Raw genomic sequence first — 24,946 nt, forward strand, 5'->3', positions numbered from 1 at the left:
ATTTCCATGAGCGATCTTCTGATCAAAAACGCCAGACCGATGGGCGGCGAGCTTGCCGACATCCGCATCGAGAACGGCCGGATCGCGGCCATCGGATCGTCATTGGCAGCGGAAGGCGTGCCGGTGAAAGATGCCGGCGGTCGCATTGCCATCCCCGGTCTGGTCGATGCCCATACCCACCTCGACAAGTCGCTGCTCGGCTACCCCTGGTACAAGAACGAGGTCGGCCCGCGGCTGATCGACAAGATCGATAACGAACGCAAGGTCAAGCGCGACTACGGACTCGATGCTCATGTCCAATCGATGCGCCAGTCGCTGCAATCGGTCGGTTATGGCACGACACTGATCCGCACCCATGTGGATATCGATACCGATCAGGGCCTGATCGCGCTCGAGGGCGTGATGGAAACCCGCAGGCAGCTCACCGGCGTGGTGGAGATCGAGATCGTCGCCTTCCCGCAATCCGGCCTGATACGCCGGCCGGGAACCGCCGAACTTCTCGACAGGGGCATGGCCATGGGCGCCGATCTCGTCGGCGGGCTTGATCCCTGCGGCATGGATCGCGATCCGAAGGCGCATCTCGACACGATTTTCGCCATCGCGGAAAAATACGGCAAAGGTATCGATATCCACCTTCACGAAGGCGGCGAGCTCGGCGCCTTTTCGATGGAAATGACATTCGAGCGCATTCGCGCCCATGGCATGCAGGGCAAGGTCGCCGTCAGCCATGCGTTTTGCCTCGGCGCACAGGACTGGAACATCACGCAAGGCCTGATCGACACTTGCGCCGAGCTCGATGTGCCGATCCTGACGACCGCGCCACCCTCACGCGAGGTTCCGTCGCTCAAGCGCCTGCGAACCGCAGGCGTTCGCTTCGGCGCCGGCGTCGATGGTTTCCGCGACACCTGGGGACCATATGGCAATGGCGACATGCTGGAGCGGGCAATGCTGCTCGGCATGAAGAACAACTTGCGACGCGATGATGAACTGGCACTTGCTCTTGATGTCTGCACGACCGGCGGTGCGGTTGTGATGGATCGCGCCCGGCATGCCCTGGAGGTCGGCGGGCGGGGTGACGTCGTTCTCGTCGAGGGCGAAACCCTCGGCGAAGCGATCGTTACCCATGCGCCCCGCAAGCTTGTGGTTACTGCCGGAAATATCGTCGCCCGAGACGGCAAGAGCCTGCGGGAACGGCCATGACATCTGCAACCCGTTGGTCGGATCTTCCTCTTGGCAAGCGGCCTGACGGCCGCTGGGCACTTGGTGCGCGCTTCGTCATCGCCGACATGCCGCAGGGGCGGCGGCTAATCGAGAACGGCGAGGTCGTCATGGAGCGCGATCACGTCGTCTGGGTCGGGCAGAACTTCGAAGGCGAAGTCTCCGCCCGTTACGACATGGGCGAGGCGCTGATCGGGCCCGGCTTTGTCGATCTCGACGCTTTGTCCGATCTCGATACGACCGTGCTCGGCATGGATAACCAGCCGGGGTGGAAGAAAGGCCGTGTGTGGCCGGCAGACTATGCTGCGCGGGCCTGCGAAATGTACACACCGGAAGAACTGGCTTTCCAGAAGCGATACGCCTTCGCGCAATTGCTTTTGAATGGCATTACTTCGGCGCTGCCGATAGCCTCGCTCTTCTATCGGGCCTGGGGCGAAACGGTCGCGGAGTTTGAAGCGGCAGCCGAGGCGGCAGAAGATCTTGGCCTGCGCGTCTGGCTCGGGCCGGCCTTTCGCAGTGGCGGCGTCATCCTCGACGAGACGGGCGCGATGCAGCCCGTCTTCAATGAAGAGCGCGGTTTGGCGGAGCTCGCCGAGGCAGCATCCTTCGCCCGCCGCGTTCACGGAACGGCCGGCGGCCTGATTTGCGGTATGTTCGCGCCTGATCGTGTGGAGACCTGCACGGAGGCGCTATTGCGGAAAACGTTCGCGCATGCTCAGGACATGGACCTGCCGGTGCGCCTGCACATGGCCCAGGGCGATATGGAATTGCAGACCGTCCGCCGATTGCATGGTGTGACGGCGCCGGAATGGCTGGATGGTCTCGGGCTCCTGTCATCACGGCTGATTGCGCCGCATGCCACGGTCGCGACCGACGCGGATCTTGCCCGCTATGCCGCAAACGGCGTCACCATCGCCCATTGCCCACTGGTCTCCGGCCGACATGGCTCGATGCTCAAGTCCTTTTCGCGGCTCAAGGCCTTGGGCATTCGCATAGGCTTGGGAACCGACACAGCGCCGCCGGACATGGTCTTGAACATGGCGACCGGCCTGATCGCCAACCGGATCGCTGAAGGCCGCGGTGATGCTGGCTCAGCCGCAGATTTCTACGATGCGGCGACCATCGCCGGCGCCGATGCGCTGAGACGACCGGATCTCGGTCGGCTCTTCCCCGGTTCCAAAGCGGATATCGCCGTATTCGACATGACGGACCGTATGATCGCGCCCCGTATCGATCCCATTCAGACACTCGTCTACGGCGCGACCGGCCGCGTCACCCGCGCCACGATCGTCGACGGGCGCCTGTCGATGCGCAATGGTGTGGTAGCCGGTATCGATCTCATTGCTGCCCGTGATCGGGCTCAGGTGCAGTTCGACGGTCTTGTCGCCCGCTATCCCGAACGCACCTTCGGCCACCCGCCGGTCCGTGAGATTTTCCCGCCAAGCTATCCCTTGCATCCAGTCACCAGCGAGGTCCCGTCATGACTACCGCAATCCATCCCTCCATATCGGATGCGCCGGCGCTCGACGTTAGGGGGCTCTCGGTGGAATTTCCCACGCGTAAGGGTGTCCTGACCGCGTTGTCCGACGTGTCCCTCACCATCCGGCGCGGCGAAATTCTCGGTGTCGTCGGCGAAAGCGGCGCCGGTAAGTCGATGACTGGCATGTCTGTTCTGGGACTTCTCGAACCGCCGGGCCACATTTCAGCCGGCGAGATCCGCATCGGCAGCAAGCGCACGGACAATCTTGGTGAAGCCGAAATGGCGGAGATCCGTGGCCGTATGGTCGGTGCCATCTTTCAGGACCCTTTGACCTCGCTCAATCCACTTTTCTCCATCGGCCAGCAATTGATCGAGACGATCCGCTTGCATTCGGATCGCAGCCGCGCGGAGGCGAAGGCTCATGCGGTCGACCTTCTGAAACAGGTCGGCATTCCCGGCGCCGGTGAGCGGATCGATCACTACCCGCATCAGTTTTCCGGCGGCATGCGCCAGCGCGTTGTTATAGCGCTGGCGCTGGCAGGCAACCCGCAACTGATCATCGCCGATGAACCGACCACGGCGCTCGATGTATCGATCCAGGCGCAGATCACTGCGCTGTTGCGAAGACTTTGCCGCGAACACGGTACCGGCGTGATGCTCGTCACCCACGATATGGGGGTGATCGCTGAAACGGCCGATCGCGTCGCAGTCATGTATGCCGGTCGCGTGATCGAGATCGGCCCGGTGGAAGAGGTGCTGAGCCGGCCGAAACATCCCTACACGCGGGGCCTGATGGGCTCCATTCCGGCGCTTGGCGCACGGGTGGAAAGGCTTGCCCAGATCGATGGCGCCATGCCGCGTCTCAATGCGATCCCGTCAGGCTGTGCCTTCAATCCCCGCTGTCTCGACGCCGGACCGCGCTGCCGGCAGGTGCGCCCGGCGATGGTGGCCGAAGGCTACGGCGCGGCCGAGAGTAGCGTTGCCTGTCTGGTCCATGATGGAGGTGTGCAATGAGAAGCGCCAGAAATGCGCTGGAAGTTGATCAGCTGAGCCGTGTCTTCGACGTTTCGGCTCCCTGGCTCAACCGGATGATCGATCGCAAGCCAAAGCGCTATCTGCGTGCCGTGCAGGATGTCACTTTCGTCGTCGAGAGGGGCAAATGCCTGGCGCTGGTGGGTGAGTCCGGCTGCGGCAAATCCACCGTGGCGCGACTTGTCACCGGGCTCTATTCCCCCAGTGAAGGTGCCATCGTGTTCGGGCCGTCATCAGACGGCCGCCCGATGGAGGCGCAGATGATCTTTCAGGATCCGCATGCCAGCCTCAATCCACGCTGGCGGGTCGGCGACATTATTGCGGAGCCGATCCGCGAATTTGGCCTGCGTGAGGGAAAGGACGGCATTGACGAGCGTGTTACGGAACTGCTGCGCACCGTCGGTCTTTCGCCCGATGATGCCAGGCGTTTTCCGCACGAGTTTTCCGGCGGCCAGCGTCAGCGCATATCGATCGCCCGCGCGCTGGCAAGCGAGCCGGAATTTCTCGTCTGCGACGAACCGACATCGGCGCTCGACGTTTCTGTTCAGGCGCAGATTCTCAACCTCATGCGCGAACTGCAGGACGAGCTTGGCCTCACCTATCTCTTCATCAGCCACAACCTTGCCGTTGTCCGTCACATGGCTGACCGGATTGCCGTCATGTATCTTGGCCGTATCGTCGAGGCGGCGGAAACGGAGGCGCTCTTTGCCAATCCGCAGCACCCCTATACGCAATTGCTGCTCCAGACGATCCCGGACGTGGTGTCGCCCAACCGCGACCGTCAGATGATGGGCGGTGAGCCACCAAGCCCCCTTGATCCCCCGAAAGGATGTGCCTTTCATCCCCGCTGTCCGCTAGCAACCGAGATCTGTCAATCGGTTGCGCCTGATGTACGCCTGCGTCAGGGCGGCGGCACGATTGCCTGTCATCTGGCGCCAAAGGACTGAATATTGAAGGAATTTACCAATGACGATGACATTTGATGTAGCCATCGGAAGCGAACGAACCGGCTTCGATTTCACCGCGCTGACGGCACGCGAGCGCTACAAGCTGATGATCGGGACAATCATCCCACGGCCGATCGCCCTTGTCACGACGGTCGATGAGGATGGCCGCATCAATGCAGCACCGTTCAGCTTCTTCAACTGCCTGTCTGCCGAACCGCCGATTCTCGCACTTGGTGTCGAGAACAATCCCGACATGTCGTTTAAGGATACCGGCCACAATATCCGCATGACCGAAGTCTTCACGGTCAATATCGTATCCTTCGCCATCGCTGAGGCAATGCATCAATGTGCTGCGAAATATCCGCGCGGGGTCGATGAGCTGGAGGAAGCCGGGCTGATGGCCCTGCCGGGAACGAAAATCGCTGCTCCCTACATCAAGGAAGCTCCGGCAGCTTTCGAATGCCGCCGCCACATCACGCTTGAACTCGGAAAATCGCGCCAGATCATCATGGGCGAAATCCTGTTCGCGCATTATCAGGATGGCGTTGTCGATGATAACCTTCATGTGGATCCGGCCGGCATCGATGCGATCGCGCGGCTCGGTGGCGATACCTGCTGCACGATTCGGGACCGGTTCGAGATGTTGACGCCGAAGTTGTGATACTGTCGCTCGAAGTAGACGGAGACCCTAACATCGCTTCGGTTTTCGACGACGCCCATTAGGTGATTGTACGAGCCTTTGATGATCGAGGCGGTGCGGACGGTTCCAATCGTTTCAAGAGCACTCACTCAATTCCGTCGCCGTAGCTAAGACTTGTCGGAAACTGTGTGGCCATTATTCGAGGATTTCGAAGATTGAAGTCCAAAATGGACAATACTCTCGTTCATATTTCCGATCTCTCCTGTACGATCGTCAGCGACGTCGATTATCGGGAGGAGAAAATCTATGTCGGACACAAAACTGGCAATTCTAACCGGCGCGTCGGGTGAAGTCGGCCGAGCTACTGCGCGGCGCTTTGCCGAAAGTGGCTGGTCGCTTCTATTGTGTGACCGTGCTTCGCAAGTCGTTGAGGTAGCAGAGGCGCTGTCTTCCGAGTTTGGTCGGACCAGTATCGGGATGCAGATGGATCTCGAGCGCGATGCGGAAATCGAACGGGTGATAGAGAGGGCAGCACAAACAGGTATTCCGTTGCGCTTCCTCGGACTGATCGCGGCGATCAATCATCCTGCCGTCAGCATTGCGAACATCGACATGTCCCTCTGGGACAAGGTGCAGAACATCAATCTGCGGGCGAATGTAAAGTTCATCAGCGCGGCCGTGCCTTTGATGCGAGCGGCGGGTGATGCATCCATCGTCAACGTGGGTAGTTACTGGGGACGAGAAGGGCACGCCTTCTTCAGTCCCTACTGTGCTTCCAAGGCGGCGCTGATTTCGTTGACGCAAAGCGTTGCGATCGAAGTCGCCCCTGAAATCCGGGTAAATTGCGTTGCGCCTGGCAATATCGATACGCCGATGCATTACAATGCCCTGGCGGTCGAGGCGGAGAAGCGCGGCATTTCAGCAGAAGCGATGCGCGAAATCGAATGGGCCAAGATACCAATGGGCCGCCCCGCCGCCACGACGGAGATCGCTTCGGCGATCCATTTCCTCTCGACAGAGGATGCAAGCTATTTCGTTGGTGCGACCCTCGATGTCAATGGTGGCTGCCGACTAACGTGATGGTCGGCGCCAGACGGGCAAGCCGCGGCTATACGACCGCGGGTGTCTTACCTGCGCCACTCGACAATGAGGCTCGCGGTGCCGGCCCGGTGCTGCCCCTGATCACTGGGTGCGGTGTCAACAGGATCCGCTTCACTGGCTGTGAGCCGTTCTTGATCAGGCTCATGAGCAGATCGGCGCTTTCGAATCCGAGATCACCTCCCGCCGTATGAAGAGTTGTCAGCGGAGGAAAGAGCATGTTCATGAAGGGCAGGTTGTTAACACCGGTCAGCGATATCTGCTGCGGGCAGCTGACGCCAGCTGCCCGCATTGTGGTAAGACAGCCGACGGCGAGAAGATCATTGAATGCCATCACGGCAGTACTGGTGAGCCCGGACGATAGCATATGCGCCATGATCCGTTCGCCCTCCGCGACGTCGTAGGCGCGAGCTTCTACGACTTCGAAACGGCAGCCGGCTGCTTTTGGAAGGCGCATCGCCGCATTGAACCCGGCGAGCCTGTTTTGGGCGGTGGAGGCCGCCAATGGCGGTGTGACATAGGTGATATCCTTATGGCCGAGGTCGAGAACATGCTCGACCATCGCCTGAACACCGGTCGCGTCGTCCATGCAGACAGAAGAAATGCGGCTATCGCGAGGATCCCGAAGAACGGCGACGGTTGGTATACCCAACTCAAGGCAGAGATCGACGGCGGGATCGTTCAGCTCGAAGCTGGCGACGACCAGACCGGCGACGAACTGGCCACTCATGCGCTCAATTATTGAGCGAAGCTTCGCTACGCTATAGTCGGAATTGGCGACGAAGGTAACATATCCTTCCTTGGCCACGCGCTCTTCCACAGAGGCGATAATCGGAGAAAACAGCGGGTCGCTCAGATTGGGAACGATGAGGCCAATGGTTCCTGTCTTCTGGGTGCGCAAGCTCGAGGCCAGCGAATTCCGTGTGTATCCGAGCTCCTCGGCCACCTTCTCAATTTTTCGCACCACCTTGCTGGATATGCGATGCGTCGCGCCAGAGCTGAGGGCGCGTGAAGCCGTCGAGACGTGGACACCCGCGCTCTTGGCGACATCCACGATCGTCGCGCGTGGACGCTTGCTGCCGGGATGTTTTGGATTTTCGCTCATGAGGATGCCCGCTATTTAGCCCGTGTACCCGGGAAAATATTCGATCAAACCTTTGCGCACAAGGTGCGGATTGGTCGGCGAAAGTAGCAGCGTTCTAGATGATCAAGCCTCTCGGCGAACCAAAGATCAGCTATCTGAGCGCGTCATTTCGTATGCTTCGCACACCAAAGGTAGTTTTTGCGTGGGAAGATTGGCCAGCGCGGTATGTTTTTTCCCATATATCGCGAAATCGATTGCTCAATCCGGCGGTAGTCAAGAGACTGAAAACATTAGCTTTGCATAGCAGAAATGAAGCATCTCCATAATCGTCGTGCCAGAACTGAGCAAACGTTTGCTCTTGACTCAAACTTGTGCGCCTCCTAAGCATGTTACCCGGATGGAGCAGCACTGTCGGTGCTGGTTGTGAAGAGAGTGCACAATGGCTTGGTCCTCAGGGGGCGATCTGAAAATTGCATTTGTCGGGACAGGCGCCCAAGGTGCCTCGATCGGCGCGGATTTCATACAGGCAGGCTTGCATGTGACGTTTATTGAGCAGTGGCCCGAGCACGTTGACGCCATGAACGCTCGCGGTATCACGGTGAACCTCCCGGCTCGCTCAATTCATGCAAACGTTTGTGCTAAACATCTTTGCCAAGTCGCTGAAATTCGGGAGCGTTTCGATCTGATCTTTGTCCTTGTCAAGGCCTACGACACCTCCTGGACCTGCCAGCTGATCGAACCGGTTCTCGCCACTGATGGGCTCGTCGTCGGTATCCAGAACGGTATGACGCAACATGCGATTGCCACGGTAGTCGGCGCCGAGCGAACCGTTGGCGCGGTCTTCGATATGGCGTCGAACATGTTTGTCCCGGGCGTCACGAACCGGCAGAACGATCACGACACGTCATGGTTCGCGCTCGGTGCGCTCGATCCGGCCAACCGAGACCGCATCGAGATGATCGCCGAACTGCTCCGCGCGAGCGGCCGGGTCGAGGTGTCCGACGATATCAGCTCTGCCAAGTGGATGAAGCTGATCGTCAATGCCGCGCAGTTGGTTACGTCTGCGATCTTGGATCTGCCCTTTAGCGAGGCTGTTAAGGTCCCCGGAATGGAAGCCGTCATGAGAAGCGCCGGCTACGAGGCGATGCGCGCAGCTCAGGCCGATGGCGCCACCATCGTTCCGATCCTCGGCATGGCGCCGGCCACGACGAATGACCCCGAGCGCTATGTCGATGCAATCTTCGACGAGGTGTTGAGGACCTTCATGATGCCGGACACCCTCACGACGGTGCTGCAGGACTGGCGAAAGGGGCGGCGAAGCGAGGTCCTCGATATCAACGGGCATGTTGTCGCGATGCTGGAAAAGGCGGGGCAGAGCGCCCCTGTCAACCAGCGGGTTGTCGAACTCGCTCGATCGATCGAGCGCGGCAGGCTTGTCCCGCAGCCGTCGAACAGCGCGCTTTTCGGTGCGTGAGCGGCGACGGAATTTAAAGCAAGGCGCGCAAGCTGCGTCACGGAAAAGGAGAAGTCTATGAGTTGGGATAACGCGCGCGGCCCCAGAATCGCGTTTGTTGGCACCGGAGCGCAGGGTGCGTCCATCGGCGCGGACTTTGCGCTCGCCGGACTGGATGTCACCTTCATCGAACAGTGGCCGGACCACGTCAATGCGATCCGCCAGAATGGCATCACCGTCAATCTGCCGACGCGCACCATCAATGCGAAGGTGCCCGCGCTTCATCTCTGCCAGGTCGCCGAGATCAAGGAACCGTTCGATGTCGTCTTCCTCGTCGTCAAGGCCTACGACACGAAATGGGCCTGTCAGCTGATCGAGCCCTGCCTCGCCCCCGATGGGCTTATCGTTGGCCTGCAGAACGGCATGACGCATGAGGATATCGCTGCGGTAGTGGGGCGCGAGCGCACCATCGGTGCGGTCATTGAGATTGCCTCTAACATGTTCATTCCCGGCATTACGAACCGGCAGAACGACCATGATGAGTCCTGGTTTGCGCTCGGCGCGCTCGATCCGAAGACGCAGAAGCGCGTCGAAGACGTCGCCAACCTGCTCAGGAACTCCGGCACCGTCGAGGTGATGGAGGATATCCGGTCCGCCAAGTGGATGAAGCTGGTCGTCAATGCTGCCGAGCTCATTCCATCGGCCATCATCAACCTGCCGCTCAACGACGCGGCGCGTGCCCCCGGCATGCTCGAAGTCATGCGTGCCGCCGGCTACGAGGCGATGCAGGCGGCATTGGCAGATGGTGCCAAGATCATTCCGATCATCGGTATGCCGCCGGTCACCACCAACCATCCGGAACGATATGTCGACCAGATCTTCGAGGAGGTGCTGAAGACCTTCTCGCGCGAAGACACGCTGACGACGTCGTTGCAGGACTGGCGCAAGGGGCGCCGGGCGGAAGTGCAGGAGGTCAACGGTGTTGTCGTCGACATCCTGCGCGCCCACGGGCAAGAGGCACCGGTCAACAAGCGGGTGATGGAAGTCGCCTACGACATTGAGGCCGGCCGTCTCGAAGCGCGTCCGGAGAACGCTGCTCTACTGATCGAAACATACCGGGCCGTCAGCGATCGCGGATGAACTCCCGGCGCGAACGGAAAGGCGAGATATCATCTAACCTGAGGAGGAGAATGGCATGAAATCGCGTTTGAAATTCGGAGCCGTCGCGCGGTGGCTTTTAACATCAGCGGCACTCTGCGCCAGCGTGACTCTTTCGGCCGCGCCGGCGAATGCCGATGAGGCCAAGGGAGGAAAGCTGATTGTCGGCATCGACGAGACCGCGTCCGAATATTGGTCCGAGTATCTGCAAGGTGTAAAGGATATCGGTGCATCGCTCGGCAAGGAGCCCGTCGTGCTGACGAGCAACTACCAGGGTGATCAGCTGCTGGCGCAGCTCGGCGCGACCTATTCTGCCGGGTGCAACCAGTGCGCGCTTGCCACCGATCCGTCGTCTAACGCCTTCGTAAAGGCCGTCGTGAACCGGTCAGCCAAGTCGAAGGTTCATGTCGTAACGATCTGGAACCGGCCCGAGGACATCCACCCCTGGGATACGGATTCCAAGTACTGGGTCGCTCATACATCCTTCGACGGCGTGATGTCCGGCTACTATCAGGTCATGGCGCTATGCAAGGCGCTAAACGGCAAAGGCAAGATTGCAGCCATCGAGGGCGTCCCGTCGACGCCGCCGGCATTCCAGCGCATTGCAGGCCTGAAGAAGGGCCTGAAGGAATGCCCGGGGCTTGAGCTCGTCGACACGCAGGTCGGTGACTGGCAGGAAACCAAGGCTCAGAACATCACGCGCACCTGGCTTGCTCGCTACGGCGATCAACTTCAGGGTATTTTTGCATCGAACGATGCCATGGGCCGCGGCGCTGTTGCCGCACTCAAGGAAAAGGGCCTGAACGGCAAGGTTCTGGTCACTGGTTCCGATGGGTCGAACATTGGCCTCGAAATGGTCAAGAGCGGCGATATGCTCGCCACCGTCTGGAACGATCCCGTTCTTCAGGGCGCCGTTTCGATGTCTCTAGCCTATGCCGCTGCTGTCGGCGATATCGACCCGGAAAAGCTGACGCATGCCCAGCGCGACTTCTACATCAAGCAGGATGTCGTGACGAAAGATAACGTCGACAAGTATCTCGATCTCAAGAAGAACGCGCCGAAATACACCTACGATGAAATCAAGAAAGATTTCTGGAAGGACTCTGCGGGCCAGATTCCGGAAGGCGCAAACGAGAACAAGTAATCGGAGGAGGGGTCGATGGACGCCGCTACCAGTATGAACTCCAAAACCGGCGCTCGCTCGCTGGCGCTTTTTGGCGAAATCGGAAGCAAGTCGTCATGGACGCAGTTTGCAGGCCCGATCGTGGCGCTCATCGTGCTGTCCGTAGGCTTCCAGCTGGTCAGCGGTAGCTTCTTTACGATCGACAACCTCAAATCCGTGATTGAGGCAGCGGCGGTTCCAGCCATTCTCGCCGCTGCCATCAGCTTCGTCGTCATCATGGGTTCCATCGACCTGTCGGTCGAAGGCACCATGGCGACGACGAGCATGATCGTTGCCCTGCTTGTCGCAAACGGCGTCAACGGCAACGACTACGGCCTGGTCGGCCTGCTGGCGGCGCTGGCGGTCGGCCTCGGCTTCGGTTTCTTCAACGCTGTGCTCAATGCGGTGTTGCAGATGCCGTCGCTGATCGTGACGCTCGGAACCTGGTTTGTCGGGCTCGGTATTGCCGCCGTTCTCTTTCCGTCGCGCGTGCCGCAGATCAACGATCCGCTCATTCTCAACCTAGCCCGTGTTCGAATCTTCGATCTGAGCCTTATCGTCTACATCGCGCTCGCCGTCATCATCGTCAGCCAGCTGGTCCTGAATTTCACGCGGCTAGGCCGCATGATCTACGCGATCGGTGGAGACGAAGGCCTGCTGGTCGCATCCGGTCTGCGCATTCGGTGGGTAAGGATCGCGGCCTTTTCGATTTGCGGTCTGCTCGCGGGCATGTGCGGCGTGCTGCTTTCCGCTCAGCTCAGCACCGGTAACGCGAATATCGGCAACGGACTTCTGTTTCCCGCGATCAGTGCTGCTGTTCTCGGCGGCACCGTTCTGACGGGTGGACGTGGCGGCGCGGTTCAATCCGCACTGGGCGCCCTGCTGCTTGAGGTGCTGAACAACGGCCTGATCCAGATCGGCGCAGGTCCCTATACGCGTCATATCATCAGCGGCGCGGTCATCGTAGTCGCCGTTGCTGCAGGCGGCTGGCATCGCCGTCGCAAACTGAGGGTCGTAAAATGACAGGCTCGCTCGTTCTCAAAGGTATCCGCAAGACCTATGGCAGCGTCGTTGCGCTCGAAGGGATCGATCTCGAAATCCCGGCTGGCCAGGTTCTCGGATTGATTGGCCAGAATGGCTCGGGCAAGTCGACGCTTCTCAAGATCCTGGCGGGATTGGCAATGCCCGATGACGGGCAGATCATTCTCGATGGCGAACCGATTGTACTGGATTCGGCGTCCACCGCCGGCAGCTTCGGCATCGGCATGGTTCATCAGGAGCAGTCTCTCATTCCGAATCTGACAGTTGCGGAAAATATCTTCCTCGACAAGCCACACCCGGCCATGAAGAACGGTCTCTACCGGTGGGGAGCGCTGAACAAGGCGGCTGAGGAGCAACTGCGCAAAATCTCGGTCGAATTGCCGGTGAAGGCTCTCGTCGAGGAATTGCGCTTCGCCGAACGCCAGCAGGTGGAGCTCGCCAAGGTTCTCGCGATCGAGGAACTCGTCGATCGCCCTCCGGTCATTCTCTTCGATGAGCCCACCTCCGTTCTCACACCTGAAGAAATCAAGCTGCTCTTCAAGCAGATAAACCGGTTGCGTGGGAATGCGACGATTGTCTTCGTCTCGCATCGGCTTGAGGAGGTCCTGGAGATCAGCGACCGGATCGTCGTGATGACCGACGGCCGCAAGGTCGCCGAACGTGAAAGCCGTTCAGTCGACCGAAATGAGCTCTACGAGCTGATGGTTGGACGTCAGCGGTTGAGCAACGCGCGATCTATCCGGGGGCCTGCTGCGGCATCCGATGACAAGCCGGTGCTGAAGATCGAGCAGCTTGGCAGCGCACAGCATTTCCGCAATGTCGGTTTCGAACTTCGCCGCGGCGAGATTCTGGGCATCGCCGGAGTGCTGGGTTCAGGCGCCGAGGAATTGTGCCGAGCCGTCTTTGGCGCAGAGCGGATCGATTCCGGAAGGATTGCGATCGAGGGCAGGGCGATGACCCCGGGCAGTCCGCGAAACGCGGTACGCGAGGGTATTGGATATCTGCCGGCTGACCGCCGGGCGGAGGGCATGCTGCCGAGCCGGTCTCTTTTCGAGAACGCAGTTCTTACGTTCGGCCTCGACTATGGCTGGCGCTCGGTCATCCTGAGGCGAAGCAGCGAACGGCCGGCGGCTCTCGAGTGGATGAAGCGCCTCAACGTCAAGATGCACACGCCATATGCGCCGATATCGAGCCTGAGCGGCGGCAACCAGCAGAAGACTGTCCTGGCAAAGTGGCTTTTGGCGAAACGGTTAAAGGTTCTCTTCCTCGACCACCCCAGCCGTGGACTCGATCCCGGCGCCCGCGACGATCTGTTTGCCGTTATCCGGCAGCAGGCGGAGAAAGGTCTGTCGATCGTCTTCGTCGGCGACACGATCTCGGAGCTGGTTGAGCTCTCGGACCGCATCCTGGTCATGCGGGATGGTGAGATCACCGCGCATTTCGACCTCGCCAATGGCGCATTGCCGAAAGAAGAGGAAGTCGTCGCGGCCATGGTCTGAGCCGGACGTGACGGCGCCCAAGTTGGACTTCGGATAAGGGATTGACGATCATGGAAAATACATTGGACAGCGCGGTGATCTCGGCGCTCCGCAGCCAAAGGCCGGGCTTGATGAGATCGCTTGGACCGCTGGCCGTTCTGATTGCGCTTGTGGCGATCAGCGCGGTGATTGCCCCCGGCGTGATCGAGCTGGACTCGCTCCTGAGCTTCCTGTCCGATGCGGCGCCGATCATTGCGCTGGTAATTGGCGGAACGCTGCCGATCCTGGCGGGCAGTATCGACTTGTCAGTCGCCGGCGTCGCTTCACTCACCGGCGTCCTTGTCGTCGTCCTCAATCCGATCTTTGGCCCATGGACGTCGCTCGTCGTCATCCTGCTCGCCATGGCATTCGGTGCGGCCCAGGGCTTTCTGCATTCCTGGCTCCAGCTGCCATCTTTCATCGTCACGCTCGGTACGCTAAGCATGTTGTCAGGGCTTGCTTTGCTTCTTTCAAACGCGACGGCGGAGCCGATCCCCGAAAATGATTTTTTCGTTGCCTATCTCTCGAACAACACCGCAGAGATCCCGAACACGATAATTGCGCTGATCGTCGTTGTCGCGGTGCTCGGCTTTTTGATGCGATATCTGCGGTTTGGACGGGATATTTACGCGCTCGGCACCGGTGAGCGGGCCGCGATCATGTCTGCCGTCAATGTCGTCGCCGTCCGTACCGTCATCTTTGCAATTTCGGCCGGTTGTGCGGCGGTCGCGGGTCTGTTCCTGATTTCCATCACCACATTCAGTTCGCCAACTCTTGCCGGCAACCTGCTGCTTCTGTCCATCGTCGGTGTCGTGCTCGGCGGCACTGCGATCTCGGGCGGTGTCGGCGGGCTGCTTCCGGCGGTCGTCGGCGGCCTGATCACGTCCTGGCTGCGCATCGTGACAGTCATCATCGGCGTGCAGCCGACGGCGCAAAACATCGTGTTCGGTCTCACTGCGCTGATTGCAGTGGCGCTGACGACCGACCGCAGCAAGCTCGGCATCATCAAATAGTGCCGCTTGCGGCCGGTTATGAGAGATCAAGGGGCGGTTCGTTCGGACCGCCCCTTTGCGTTGCGCTAGACCGCGCTTCGCCTGACCCAGTCTCTTTGCGTGGATTTGAGGCTGGCTTCGATCTGGGCCGACGCGTCCTCGAGAGCAAGTCTTGTCGGTTTGTTGCCGAGCAGGGCGTCATGGATCTCTACGCCCAGAACCTTCTCAATTGTCGTGTATTGCGGAATATTGGGGCGCTGCCAGGTATGAAGAAGGTTCTTCTTTGCCAATTGGTCGACGAAGCGCACGATCGGTGAGCTCGCAGCCGCTTCCGGATCGGCGCTGACAGAAAAGCGCGGCGCGACCGGGAAGCCGTTCTTCACATGCGCCTTCATAGCTTCCCGCGACGCCATCCAAGCGATCGCGTCGGCGGCCAGTTCGACGCGCTCTTCGGGCAGATTGGTCGGGATGCAGAAGAGAAAGCCGCCGATCGGAGAGGCGCGGGTGCCTCCAGGTCCGAACGGCTGCGGCAGATACTCGACCCGGCGCTTGACCACTGACTGGACGTCATATTCGAAGCGAGCCGCGCGCATGGTCCAGAAGTAACCAAGGCTTGCCTTGCCCTTCAAAAACACTTCGAGTGTCTGGTCCCACGCCATCTCGAGGATCGTCGGCGGTGATATCTCCACCAGCCGGCGCATGTAATCGAGTGCCGCAAATCCGGCATCGGACAGGATGGTGCAGCTCAGTTCCTCGAGATTGGTTCCATCGAGAGTGAAACCAGAACGCGTCTTGCGAAGCGAAATGGCGGGATGGCCGCAGGCGCCCATGAAGAACAGGAAGCTCGACGCGATCGGCATGCCACGTGCGCCATCCCAGACGGCGCCGTACATCCCGTCATCAGGTGCATGGAATTTGCGTCCGGCGCTGATGACGTCGTCAAAGGTCTTGGGGAAGGACAGGCCTGCGTCGGCAAATAGGTCCTTGCGGGCAGCCAGGAACTCGACCGTGCAATAGCCCGGGACGCCGTAGTCTTTGCCTTCCCAGGTCGCGGCCGACCAGATCGACGGGTGGAAGTCGAGCGGATTGATGCCGGTCTTCTGGACATATTGGTCAATCGGCCGGATGACGCCGCTTTCTGCGAACTCGCCAAGCCAGGGCATGTTGATCGCGATAACGTCGTAATCGGAGCGGGGCTTGGCGCCATTCTCACGCGCCCGGCGATAGAGCTCGGGAAGCGGCAGCAGATCGAAATTCTTGCGCGAGGCGAGGTTATTGCGAAAGTCGGCCCACATGTTGCGCATGGCCGAGAAGTAATTGTCGTCGTTCAGCAGGAAGCGCAGTTCGATCTGCGATTCAGCACGCTTCTGGACGAGACGCATTGGCGGAATGATCTGCGACCCCAGGGGAGTCCCGCCGAAATAATACTCGTCTTCCTCTTCGCCGGCACGCAGGCCAAGGGTCTGCGCAAGAAGGGATTTCGTCTTTCGCGCGTAGACTTCGAAGGAGCGGAGAAGCTGCTCGCTGGGCTGCAGCGCAAAGCTCTTGCCCGAAGAACCTTTCGCAACCTTGGCGATGTAACCGCTGTCGATCAGCCTGTTGATCAGCCGCATCGACGTCGCGTAAGGCAGGCCGGATTCCTGCCCAAGGGTCGAAATGGAAACCGTCTGGCTGAGAATATGCGATTTGACCAGGAAGGTGACGATAAGCCAGATGGCATCATCGTCGGCCTCCGCCACAACCTCTCGAAAGGGCCGGCGCGTCTTCTCGATGAAATCGATGACGCGTAACATCTCATATTCGTTCACGTCGGCCTCCCAAACCGTCGCGTTTCCGACGATCACACTAGCTGGCAAGTCGTCCTTTCACCAGTCTGCCTATATGGCCTTGAGTACGTGCGATGATCCGGATTGATCTCGCTTCAAACCGGCAAGGCGCTCGTATTGTTCGAAGAGAACGAAGAAGTCCTTTTCGGCGAGACCATCGGCGAAGGCGGCCTCATATTGCTGGCGGATCATAGAGGCGAGATACATCGGTACGTGGTCAGACTTCGCAGCGCCGAGAATGAGATCGAAGTCCTTCATCATCTGCGAAACCGAAAATGCCGGATCGAAATTCCGTTTCACCAGCAGGTCCCGCTTGTAGGCGATCAGCGGCGAGGCAACGGCGCTTTCACAGATGACATTCAGCATCGTCTCGACTGAGAGATTTCCCTTGAGCCCGAGCGTCAGGGCCTCTCCAAGCAGGGCCGCGGTCGCACCGACCAGGGCGTTCAGGACGAGTTTCAGATAACGAGCCTCTTCACCCTCGCCGAGATAGAACTGCTTCGCCGCAAAGCTTGCAAGAATCGGCTCGACCTTGCGGTAGTCCGCTTCGGGTCCCGAAACCATCACCGACAACATCCCTGCCGATGCCGTGACGGTGCTGCCTGAAACCGGCGCGCGAAGATAGGCGACCCTCTTGCGGACGAGTGCCTCGGCGACTTCGGCCGAGAGTTCGGGCGAGACGGTGCTCATCTCTACCAGGATCTGGCCGGGCTTGAGGAGATCGACGAGTGCCGATGGCCCGAGCGTCAGCTGGCGCAAAATGGCATCGTTCGGAATCGTGAGTATGATCACGTCCGAGGCCTCGACGAGATCCTCGAGGCTATACGCGACGTTCGCGCCCTGGGCGACGACCGACGCGCGGTTTTCCGGCAGCGGTTCATAGACGGACAGGGGATATCCGCGCTCCAGAACGCGCCTGCTCATGGGGGCCCCCATCTTTCCGATGCCCGCCCAACCCACTCTCAACGTGTCGCTCATGCATAACCTTTCTTGCCTGGAAGCAGGTGCGATCCAGAAATATTCGATGCCGTCATTTCACGAAGGAGCGCGAACAAGCCAATCGGGCCGTCGGACCGCTCGGTGCATGCACTCTCCTCCTGCTGAAATACTAACGCCGCAGGCAGATCGTTTGCTGTATTGAAAATATCCGTTTCGGATAATTAAAGATTTGTCGAAGCGCGTATTCACCCGTAGCTTCAATCCCGGATCGCACGGCGGTTCCTCGGGAGGAATAAGCCGTCAGAAAAAAAAGGAAAACGCGGAAGCTCAGCGCTGCCGCGGACGATATCTTTTTGTCGGTTTGCCGGCATGTCGGAGGAGTATGAAATGGGATCGAGCGTCGTTGCAGCCGTTGCCGGCAAGGTGGTTATCGTAACCGGCTCAGCACGGGGTATCGGTGCTGGCATAGCTTCGGACCTTGCCGACAAGGGCGCCCATGTCGTCATCGCCGATCTGAACGCGGCGGCTGCGCAGAAGACCGCCTCAAAGATTTCTTCGCAGGGCGGCAGCGCCATTGCCGTCGGGGTGGACGTATCGAGCCGTAAGGACGTTCGGGCGTTGATCGAAACGACCGTCTCGCATTTCGGCCGGCTCGACGTGATGTTCAACAACGCCGGCATCAGCCAGACCTGCCCATTCCTTGAAGTCACCGACGAGGACTTCGACCGCATCATGGCGATCAACGGCCGAGGTGTGCTGATCGGGACGCAGGAAGCGGCAAAGCAGATGATCGCCCAGGGCGGCGGCGGAAAGATCATCAATACAGCGTCGATCGCCGGCAAGCAGGGCTATCCGCTCTTTGCGCATTACTGTGCGTCGAAATTTGCCGTCGTCGCCATTACACAGGCTGCGGCCCGCGCATTGGCTGAGCATAAGATCACTGTGAACTGCTTCGGCCCTGGCGTTGTTAAGACGGAGCTTTGGGAGCAGCTAGACCGTGAATTCATCGAGCATGGGCTGACCGAGAAGCCGGAACAGGCGCTCAACGAGTTCTCCCAGTCCATCCTGCTCGGGCGCGTCTCGCTTCCCAAAGATATCACAGGCGTAACGACATTCCTCGCCTCCGATGCATCGGATTACGTCACCGGACAAACGGTGATGGTCGACGGCGGCATGGTCCTGATCTGAAACACATGCGACTGGTCCGCGACTGCGGCCACCAACTGCAATCACGAAAGGCATTGCGATGAAGGCTGTACGATATTACGCGAAGAGAGACATCCGAGTCGAAGATGTGCTGGCACCCAGCGGCCCGCTCGGCGACGACATGGTGCTGATCGAGCCCTTGGTCTGTGGCATCTGCGGCACGGACATACACGAATATATCGCAGGCCCGATCGTCACGCCGGCAACCCCCAACTCCTATTCCGGCGCTATCCTTCCGCAGATCCTGGGCCACGAGTTTTCCGCGCGCGTTCTGGAGGTGGGCAAGAACGTCACGCATGTCTCGCCCGGCTCGCGCGTTTCCATCCAGCCGCTGATTTCGCCACGCGATGATTATTACGGTCGTCGCGGCCTCTTCCATCTCAGCGAAAACATGGCTGTTGTCGGGCTCTCCTGGGACTGGGGCGGCATGGGCGAACGCGCCGTCGTCAACGGCTACAACGCCATTCCGGTGCCGGATACGGTCTCGGACGTTCAAGCCGCGATGATCGAGCCGGCGGCCGTAGCCGTTTATGGTGTCGATCGCGGTGGCGTGACGAGCGGCAGCAGTGTGCTCGTGTCAGGTGTCGGGCCGATCGGCGCGCTGGTTCTGCTCGCGGCCAAGGCTGCCGGCGGGACTAAGATCTTCGTCTCCGAGTTCAATCCGAACCGCCGCGCGCTGGCACAACAGCTGGTGCCCGAGGCGATCGTCTTCGATCCGCGCGAAACGGATGCAGAGAAGCTGTTCCGCGACCAGACCGAAGAAGGCGTTGGTGTCGATGTCGCGCTTGAATGCGTCGGCGCCGAAGCATCGCTGAACCTTTGCGCCAAGGCCGTGCGTCGTCGTGGCACCGTCGTGCAGGTCGGCCTACATGTGAAGCCGGCTGCGATCGATGCGATGCTCTGGGCGCTGAAGGACATCACGGTCGAGGCAACCTGGTGCTACCCGGTGACGATCTGGCCCCGCATTGCCTCGATGATCGGCGCCGGCATTTTCCCGGTCGAAAAGGTTGTCACGGCCGAGATCGCGCCCGAAGACGTGGTGGAAAAGGGCTTCGAGGCGCTGCTCGACCCTAAGGCCACCCACATGAAAATCCTCGTCAATATGAAGGCCTGATCATGATGAACCCGATGGATCTCAGCAGTCGGACGTTTCTGATCACGGGTGCCGCCGGCGGCATCGGCAGCGCGACTTCCCTTTATCTCGCCTCGCTCGGCGCAACCATCGTGGCCGCCGATCGCGATGGTGCGGTCGAAAACACGCGCGACGCCGTTCGGGCGGCGGGAGGAAAGGCCGAGGCCGTCACGTTCAACGTTGCCGACAAGAGTTCGGTTGAGGCTGTGGCGGCGAAGGTCGGTGAGCGTTTCGGCCCTCTCGACGGTATCTTCGCCAATGCCGGCATGTCGTATGAACGCCCGGCGCTGGAGCACAGTGAGGCAGACTGGCGCACGGTCATGTCCGTCAATCTCGACGGCGTCTTTTGGACGGTACAGGCTTTCGCGCGCTCGATGGTGTCGGCCGGACGTGGTTCGGTGGTGATGACGGCGTCGATTGCCGGCGTCAAAGCCGTGCGGCCGGAGCTACATGTCGGCTACGATGTTTCGAAGGCTGGCGTCGCTCACATGTGCCGGGTTCTGGCGGCTGAATGGGCGCGCTCAGGCGTACGTGTCAACTCGGTCGGCCCAGGATACACCGATACCGTGATGTTGGCCGAGGTTGGCCGCACGCAGCCTGCCGTCATGCAGAAGTGGCTTGATGACACGCCGGTCAATCGTCTGATCAAACCCGAAGAGATTGCTGCAACCGTGGCCTTCCTGCTCTCCGATGCGGCGAGCGGCATCACTGGCCAGCTGCTGATGGTCGATGGCGGCTACTCTATCGCTTGAATTCGAAAGGAATAATCGATGTTTTATGCAGTTCATTGCCTCGATCACGAAGGCGCTGTCGAAAAGCGGCTTGCCAATTACGATGCCCACAAGGCTTATCTTTCGGCCGGCAAGACCAAGACCGTCATTTCCGGCCCACTGCTCGCCGATGATAACGAAACCATGATCGGCTCTCTCTTCGTCTTCGAAGCCGACACCAAGGAAGAGATCGTCGCCTTCAATAAGGCCGATCCCTTTACCAAGGCCGGCGTCTGGAAGTCCGTCAACATCCATCCCTTCAGCAAGCGGGTCGACAATCGATGACGGTGATCGAGAAAAAGCCGGTCGTGGCGGCGCTCGTTGGCCTCGGCTGGTGGGGTCGCAAGATGGCGAGCCTCGTCAATGCTGGCGGCGCGAAGATGCACTTCGTGCGCGCGGTCGATCCCAGCCCTGACGCGGCCGCCTTTGCCGTCCAGATGGGTCTGCAATATTCGCCCGACATGGATGAGGCTCTGGCCGACCCGACCATCGAAGCGGTCGTGCTCGCGACACCGCATTCGCTGCATCGGGAGCAGATCGCCCGTGTCGTTGCCGCTGGCAAGCATGTCTTTTGCGAAAAACCTCTCGATCTGACCCGAGCCGGCGCCGAAGCCTCCGTTGCACTTTGCCGCAAGGCAGGCCTCGTTCTTGGCATGGGCCATGAGCGTCGTTTCGAGCCGCCGATCGCCGAGATCCTGGAGGCAGCCAAATCGGGAAGGCTCGGCCGGCTGCTGCAGATCGAGGCAAATTTCAGCCACGACAAGTTCCTCGGCCTCGACGCGTCGAACTGGCGGCTGAAGGCCAATCAGGCTCCTGCCGGCGGCATGACCGCAACTGGCATCCATCTGACCGACCTTGCCGTCAAGCTGATGGGCCTGGCAAAGGATGTCCGCGTCGTTTGCGAAAACCTCGCTTCAAATATTCCGCAGGGCGATACGATGAGCGCGCATATCCGCTTTGCCGATGGTGGTTCAGCCTATATTTCGGCGACGCTTGCGACGCCCTTCATCTCGCGTTTCGCTATCTTCGGTACGAATGGATGGATCGAGGTACGCGACAAGGCGCATGTCGAAGCACCCGACGGCTGGATCGTCACGGAGGGTTGGAAGAACAAGCCAATCATGATGCGGGAAGTGCCGCCGGCCGAGCCGGTCCGCGACAATCTCAGAGCTTTTGCCAAGGCGGTTCGCGGCGAGGCGGATTATCCGATCACCGGCGAGGACATGGTCAACAATATTGCATTGCTCGAAGCCATCGTGCGCTCATCGAAGAGCGGCGCGCTGGTCGAGGTCTAGGGAGGACGACGTGAAAGCTCTGGTTTTCGAGGCACCCGAAAAGCCTGTTATCGCCGATGTCGGCATGCCCGACCTTTCGCCGCACGAAGTGCTGGTTCACACCAAGGCCGTCGGCATCTGCCACTCCGACTATGAGCTTCTGGCGGGGCGCTACATCATCCCGATTTCCTATCCCGTGACCCCGGGCCACGAGTGGAGCGGGGAGATCGTCGAGGTCGGACGCAACGTCAAGGGCTTCAAGAGGGGGGACCGGGTTGTGGGCGAATGCGTGGTGAAGACGCCGGAGCGGCTGCACCATTTCGGCTTTTCCATGAGCGGCGCGGACCGCGAATTCTTTGCCGTCAATCCGGAATGGCTGCACAAACTACCCGATGCGGTGGATGACAAGAAGGCGGCTCTGATCGAGCCTTTTACCTGCGGCTTCTATGCGGTGCTGCGCTCCGGCGGCACCAATGCCAGCGAGACCGTCGTCGTCTCGGGCGGCGGCACGATCGGCCTCGTCTCGGCCGCGGCGGCGATCGGCATGGGTGCCCGGGTCATCGTTGTCGATCCGCTGGCCTCGCGCCGTGAGGTGGCAAGGCGCCTTGGCGCCGACGAGGCGATCGATCCGACCGACGGTAGTGCCGCCGATAGGATTCGCGAGCTGACGGGTGGCCATGGCGCCGATCTTGTCATCGAGGCTTCTGGCCACGACGCGTCGCTTGCTGCGGCCTTCGACTACGCCCGTGAGGAAGGTCGCATGTCGATGGTGGGCATCAATATCGGCCGCAAGGTGCCGGTCACGATCGGCCAGATTCAGATGAAGAACCTAACCGTGCGCGGCTGTATTGGCTCGCCGGGCGTCTGGCCTGCCGCCATTCGCTTCCTGGAACGCACGGGCATCGATCTGTCGCCGATCCAGACGCATGACTTTGCCCTGACGGAGGCAGTCCAGGCCTTCTCGTTCGGTCAGGACCCTACGAAGAGTATCAAGATCACCCTGTTGAACGGTTGAACACATGAGCAAGCATGCCCTGATTGTCGGCGCGACCGGCATTACTGGAAGCAATCTCGCTGAACTCCTGCTGGCCTCCGATGACTGGAGTGTGTCGGGCTTGTCCCGATCCGTCAGCCCTGTTGCAGGCGTGCAAACGCTTCAATGCGATCTCGTCGATCCGGATTCCGTCCGCGGCGCGCTGCTTGGCTTGCGGCCGACACACGTCTTCATCACAGCCTGGTCGCGCCGGGAAACGGAAGCGGAAAACTGCAAGGTGAACGGAGCGATCGTCCGCAATGTGCTCGACGGATTGCAAGGCGGGAGCGTCAAACATGTCGCGCTGACGACCGGGACCAAGCACTATCTCGGTCCGTTCGAAACCTACGCGAAGACGCAACCGGAAACACCGTTTCGCGAAGAGCAGGCCCGTCTGCCGGGCGACAACTTCTACTACGTCCAGGAAGACGAGGTTTTCGCCGCCGCCGCCCGCGATGGGTTTACGTGGTCAATCCACCGACCGCATACGCTAATCGGCTATGCCGTCGGAAACGCGATGAATATGGCGGCAACGCTCGCTGTCTACGCATCGATCTGCAAGGAGACGGATAGACCCTTCATATTCCCGGGATCGCCGCAGCAATGGCAGGCGGCGACCGATGTCACCGATGCGCGCCTGCTTGCCCGTCATCTTCGATGGGCCGCAACCACGAAGGATGCCGCCAATCTCGCCTTCAATGTCGTCAACGGCGAGGTTTTCCGGTGGAAATGGCTCTGGCCTCGGATCGCCGCCTATTTCGGCATTGAGGCGGCACCCTACTCAGGTGCGCCAGATCCCCTAGAAATCCAAATGGCAGGCGCGGACGAGCTCTGGAACGGGATGGTAAGAAAATACAAATTGCAGCCCAACGCGCTGTCACGGGTCGCGTCCTTCTGGCACTCGGACGCAGATCTCGGACGTCAGGTCGAAACTTTCAACGACATGGGCCGTAGCCGCAAACTCGGCTTCATGGACTATCAGGACACGACCGAATCCTTCACCGACGCTTTCGACCGCCTGCGCGCGGATCGCATCATACCCTAATTGAAGGAGGATCGCATGAATGCCGACCTCACCACGCCGGCTTCGCCGGATGGATATTTCACCGAAGAAAACTCGATCGAGACCGTTAACGCCCGCATGGCCAAGACTGTCCATCCGCGACTTGCCGAGATCATGGCATCTCTCGTGAAGCATCTCCATAATTTCGCGCGCGAGACCGAGCTCACGCAGGAAGAATGGGAATTCGGCATCGATTTCCTGACGCGCACCGGGCAGATCTGTACGCAGGAGCGTCAGGAATTCATTTTGCTCTCGGATACACTCGGTCTTTCCATGCTGGTCGACGCCATTAACAACAGGCGGCCGCAAGGTGCGACCGAAAACACCGTCTTCGGTCCTTTCCATGTCGAGGGTTGCCCCGTTCGCCAGATGGGCGATCAGATCTGCCTGGATGGTAAGGGCGAGAGCTGTCTCTTCATCGGGCGCGTGCTCGACCTCGACGGCAATCCTGTCGCCGGGGCGAGGATCGATGTCTGGTCCGACAATGCCGAGGGCTACTACGACGTTCAGCAGCCCGATATCCAGCCGAAATGGAACAATCGCGGCGTGTTCGTGACTGCTGAAGACGGACGCTACAGCTTCATCGGCATCAAGCCGGTGTCCTATCCCATCCCCGACGATGGGCCGGTCGGAAAGATGCTGGCAAGCCTCGGCCGCCATCCGTATCGCCCGGCGCATATGCATTACATGGTGCGTGCAGAGGGCTTCCAGAAGTTGGTGACGCATACCTTCGTCGGCGGTGATCCCTATCTGGAGTCGGACACGGTATTCGGCGTCAAGAAGACCCTTGTCGCGCCGTTCACGCGGGTCGAAGGCGATGAAACGCTCTGGCGATCCGATTACGATTTCGTTCTGGCAAGACCAGATCAGACGCGTTAGGA

23 protein-coding genes are annotated in these 24,946 nt (G+C 60.1%); 20 read left to right on the top strand and 3 right to left on the bottom strand.

The window, feature by feature from the left end:
- The first annotated feature begins 6 nt into the window (after positions 1 to 6).
- From AC13RC_RS25910 to AC13RC_RS25935, 6 genes are all read left to right on the top strand, one after another.
- The gene (locus tag AC13RC_RS25910; RefSeq protein ID WP_488558939.1) at positions 7 to 1,200 is read left to right on the top strand and encodes an amidohydrolase family protein; all 1,194 of its coding nucleotides are present in this window, start codon (positions 7 to 9) and stop codon (positions 1,198 to 1,200) included.
- Entirely contained in the window at positions 1,197 to 2,702 is a 1,506-nt protein-coding gene (locus AC13RC_RS25915; RefSeq protein WP_488558940.1) for an amidohydrolase family protein, read from the top strand. The genes AC13RC_RS25910 and AC13RC_RS25915 overlap by 4 nt, the downstream gene beginning before the upstream one ends.
- Positions 2,699 to 3,712 (top strand): ABC transporter ATP-binding protein, encoded by a 1,014-nt coding sequence (locus AC13RC_RS25920; RefSeq protein WP_488558941.1) that lies wholly within the window; start codon positions 2,699 to 2,701, stop codon positions 3,710 to 3,712. The genes AC13RC_RS25915 and AC13RC_RS25920 overlap by 4 nt, the downstream gene beginning before the upstream one ends.
- On the top strand, positions 3,709 to 4,677 hold the full coding sequence (locus tag AC13RC_RS25925; RefSeq protein ID WP_488558942.1) for an ABC transporter ATP-binding protein: 969 nt from the start codon (positions 3,709 to 3,711) through the stop codon (positions 4,675 to 4,677). The genes AC13RC_RS25920 and AC13RC_RS25925 overlap by 4 nt, the downstream gene beginning before the upstream one ends.
- Positions 4,678 to 4,696: 19 nt before the next feature.
- Positions 4,697 to 5,338, top strand: coding sequence for a flavin reductase family protein (locus AC13RC_RS25930; protein WP_488558943.1), 642 nt, complete (start codon positions 4,697 to 4,699; stop codon positions 5,336 to 5,338).
- 285 nt (positions 5,339 to 5,623) lie between these two features.
- Positions 5,624 to 6,397: an SDR family NAD(P)-dependent oxidoreductase gene (locus AC13RC_RS25935; protein WP_488558944.1), complete on the top strand. Its 774-nt coding sequence runs from the start codon at positions 5,624 to 5,626 to the stop codon at positions 6,395 to 6,397.
- A 28-nt stretch (positions 6,398 to 6,425) separates the two neighbouring features.
- On the opposite strand, the gene AC13RC_RS25940 is transcribed toward AC13RC_RS25935, so the two are convergent.
- Positions 6,426 to 7,520 carry a LacI family DNA-binding transcriptional regulator gene (locus AC13RC_RS25940; protein WP_113408944.1) on the bottom strand — a complete coding sequence of 365 codons (1,095 nt, stop codon included), beginning with the start codon at positions 7,518 to 7,520 and terminating at the stop codon, positions 6,426 to 6,428.
- Positions 7,521 to 7,938: 418 nt separating this feature from the next.
- On the opposite strand from AC13RC_RS25940, the gene AC13RC_RS25945 reads away from it, so the two are divergent.
- Genes AC13RC_RS25945 through AC13RC_RS25970 form a run of 6 tightly spaced genes read left to right on the top strand, consistent with a single transcriptional unit; the run spans position 7,939 to position 14,843 of the window.
- Positions 7,939 to 8,973 (top strand): ketopantoate reductase family protein, encoded by a 1,035-nt coding sequence (locus AC13RC_RS25945; RefSeq protein WP_488558945.1) that lies wholly within the window; start codon positions 7,939 to 7,941, stop codon positions 8,971 to 8,973.
- A 57-nt stretch (positions 8,974 to 9,030) separates the two neighbouring features.
- Positions 9,031 to 10,092, top strand: a complete 1,062-nt coding sequence (locus AC13RC_RS25950; protein WP_152096346.1) for a ketopantoate reductase family protein — start codon at positions 9,031 to 9,033, stop codon at positions 10,090 to 10,092.
- A gap of 55 nt (positions 10,093 to 10,147) precedes the next feature.
- Complete coding sequence (locus tag AC13RC_RS25955) at positions 10,148 to 11,254, top strand: sugar ABC transporter substrate-binding protein (protein ID WP_488558946.1); 1,107 nt, start codon at positions 10,148 to 10,150, stop codon at positions 11,252 to 11,254.
- Between the two features lie 15 nt (positions 11,255 to 11,269).
- A complete protein-coding gene (locus AC13RC_RS25960; RefSeq protein WP_488558947.1) occupies positions 11,270 to 12,295 on the top strand; it encodes an ABC transporter permease in 1,026 nt (341 codons plus the stop codon).
- The gene (locus AC13RC_RS25965) at positions 12,292 to 13,812 is read left to right on the top strand and encodes a sugar ABC transporter ATP-binding protein (RefSeq protein ID WP_488558948.1); all 1,521 of its coding nucleotides are present in this window, start codon (positions 12,292 to 12,294) and stop codon (positions 13,810 to 13,812) included. The genes AC13RC_RS25960 and AC13RC_RS25965 overlap by 4 nt, the downstream gene beginning before the upstream one ends.
- A 50-nt stretch (positions 13,813 to 13,862) precedes the next feature.
- Positions 13,863 to 14,843 (top strand): ABC transporter permease, encoded by a 981-nt coding sequence (locus AC13RC_RS25970; RefSeq protein WP_488558949.1) that lies wholly within the window; start codon positions 13,863 to 13,865, stop codon positions 14,841 to 14,843.
- Positions 14,844 to 14,908: 65 nt separating this feature from the next.
- Here the strand turns inward: AC13RC_RS25970 and AC13RC_RS25975 are convergent, their stop codons facing one another.
- Both AC13RC_RS25975 and AC13RC_RS25980 read right to left on the bottom strand, forming a co-directional pair.
- Complete coding sequence (locus tag AC13RC_RS25975) at positions 14,909 to 16,630, bottom strand: extracellular solute-binding protein (RefSeq protein ID WP_152096341.1); 1,722 nt, start codon at positions 16,628 to 16,630, stop codon at positions 14,909 to 14,911.
- Positions 16,631 to 16,699: 69 nt separating this feature from the next.
- On the bottom strand, positions 16,700 to 17,626 hold the full coding sequence (locus AC13RC_RS25980; protein WP_488558950.1) for an NAD(P)-dependent oxidoreductase: 927 nt from the start codon (positions 17,624 to 17,626) through the stop codon (positions 16,700 to 16,702).
- Positions 17,627 to 17,974: 348 nt separating this feature from the next.
- Here AC13RC_RS25980 and AC13RC_RS25985 point away from each other — a divergent pair, with 348 nt between their 5' ends.
- Genes AC13RC_RS25985 through AC13RC_RS26020 form a run of 8 tightly spaced genes read left to right on the top strand, consistent with a single transcriptional unit; the run spans position 17,975 to position 24,944 of the window.
- Complete coding sequence (locus tag AC13RC_RS25985) at positions 17,975 to 18,775, top strand: glucose 1-dehydrogenase (protein ID WP_152096339.1); 801 nt, start codon at positions 17,975 to 17,977, stop codon at positions 18,773 to 18,775.
- Between the two features lie 58 nt (positions 18,776 to 18,833).
- Positions 18,834 to 19,907 (top strand): zinc-binding dehydrogenase, encoded by a 1,074-nt coding sequence (locus AC13RC_RS25990; RefSeq protein WP_488558951.1) that lies wholly within the window; start codon positions 18,834 to 18,836, stop codon positions 19,905 to 19,907.
- 2 nt (positions 19,908 to 19,909) lie between these two features.
- Complete coding sequence (locus tag AC13RC_RS25995) at positions 19,910 to 20,677, top strand: SDR family NAD(P)-dependent oxidoreductase (protein ID WP_488558952.1); 768 nt, start codon at positions 19,910 to 19,912, stop codon at positions 20,675 to 20,677.
- An 18-nt stretch (positions 20,678 to 20,695) separates the two neighbouring features.
- Complete coding sequence (locus tag AC13RC_RS26000; RefSeq protein WP_112343044.1) at positions 20,696 to 20,980, top strand: YciI family protein; 285 nt, start codon at positions 20,696 to 20,698, stop codon at positions 20,978 to 20,980.
- Positions 20,977 to 21,990, top strand: coding sequence for a Gfo/Idh/MocA family protein (locus tag AC13RC_RS26005; RefSeq protein WP_488558953.1), 1,014 nt, complete (start codon positions 20,977 to 20,979; stop codon positions 21,988 to 21,990). Before AC13RC_RS26000 ends, AC13RC_RS26005 begins: the two co-directional genes overlap by 4 nt.
- Positions 21,991 to 22,000: 10 nt before the next feature.
- Positions 22,001 to 22,984, top strand: a complete 984-nt coding sequence (locus AC13RC_RS26010; RefSeq protein WP_488558954.1) for a zinc-dependent alcohol dehydrogenase — start codon at positions 22,001 to 22,003, stop codon at positions 22,982 to 22,984.
- Positions 22,985 to 22,988: 4 nt separating this feature from the next.
- A complete protein-coding gene (locus tag AC13RC_RS26015; RefSeq protein WP_488558955.1) occupies positions 22,989 to 24,047 on the top strand; it encodes an SDR family oxidoreductase in 1,059 nt (352 codons plus the stop codon).
- Between the two features lie 15 nt (positions 24,048 to 24,062).
- A complete protein-coding gene (locus AC13RC_RS26020; protein WP_145324153.1) occupies positions 24,063 to 24,944 on the top strand; it encodes an intradiol ring-cleavage dioxygenase in 882 nt (293 codons plus the stop codon).
- Positions 24,945 to 24,946 lie beyond the last annotated feature (2 nt).

The sequence above is a fragment of the Martinezella sp. CNPSo 3890 genome, from assembly GCF_057784455.1.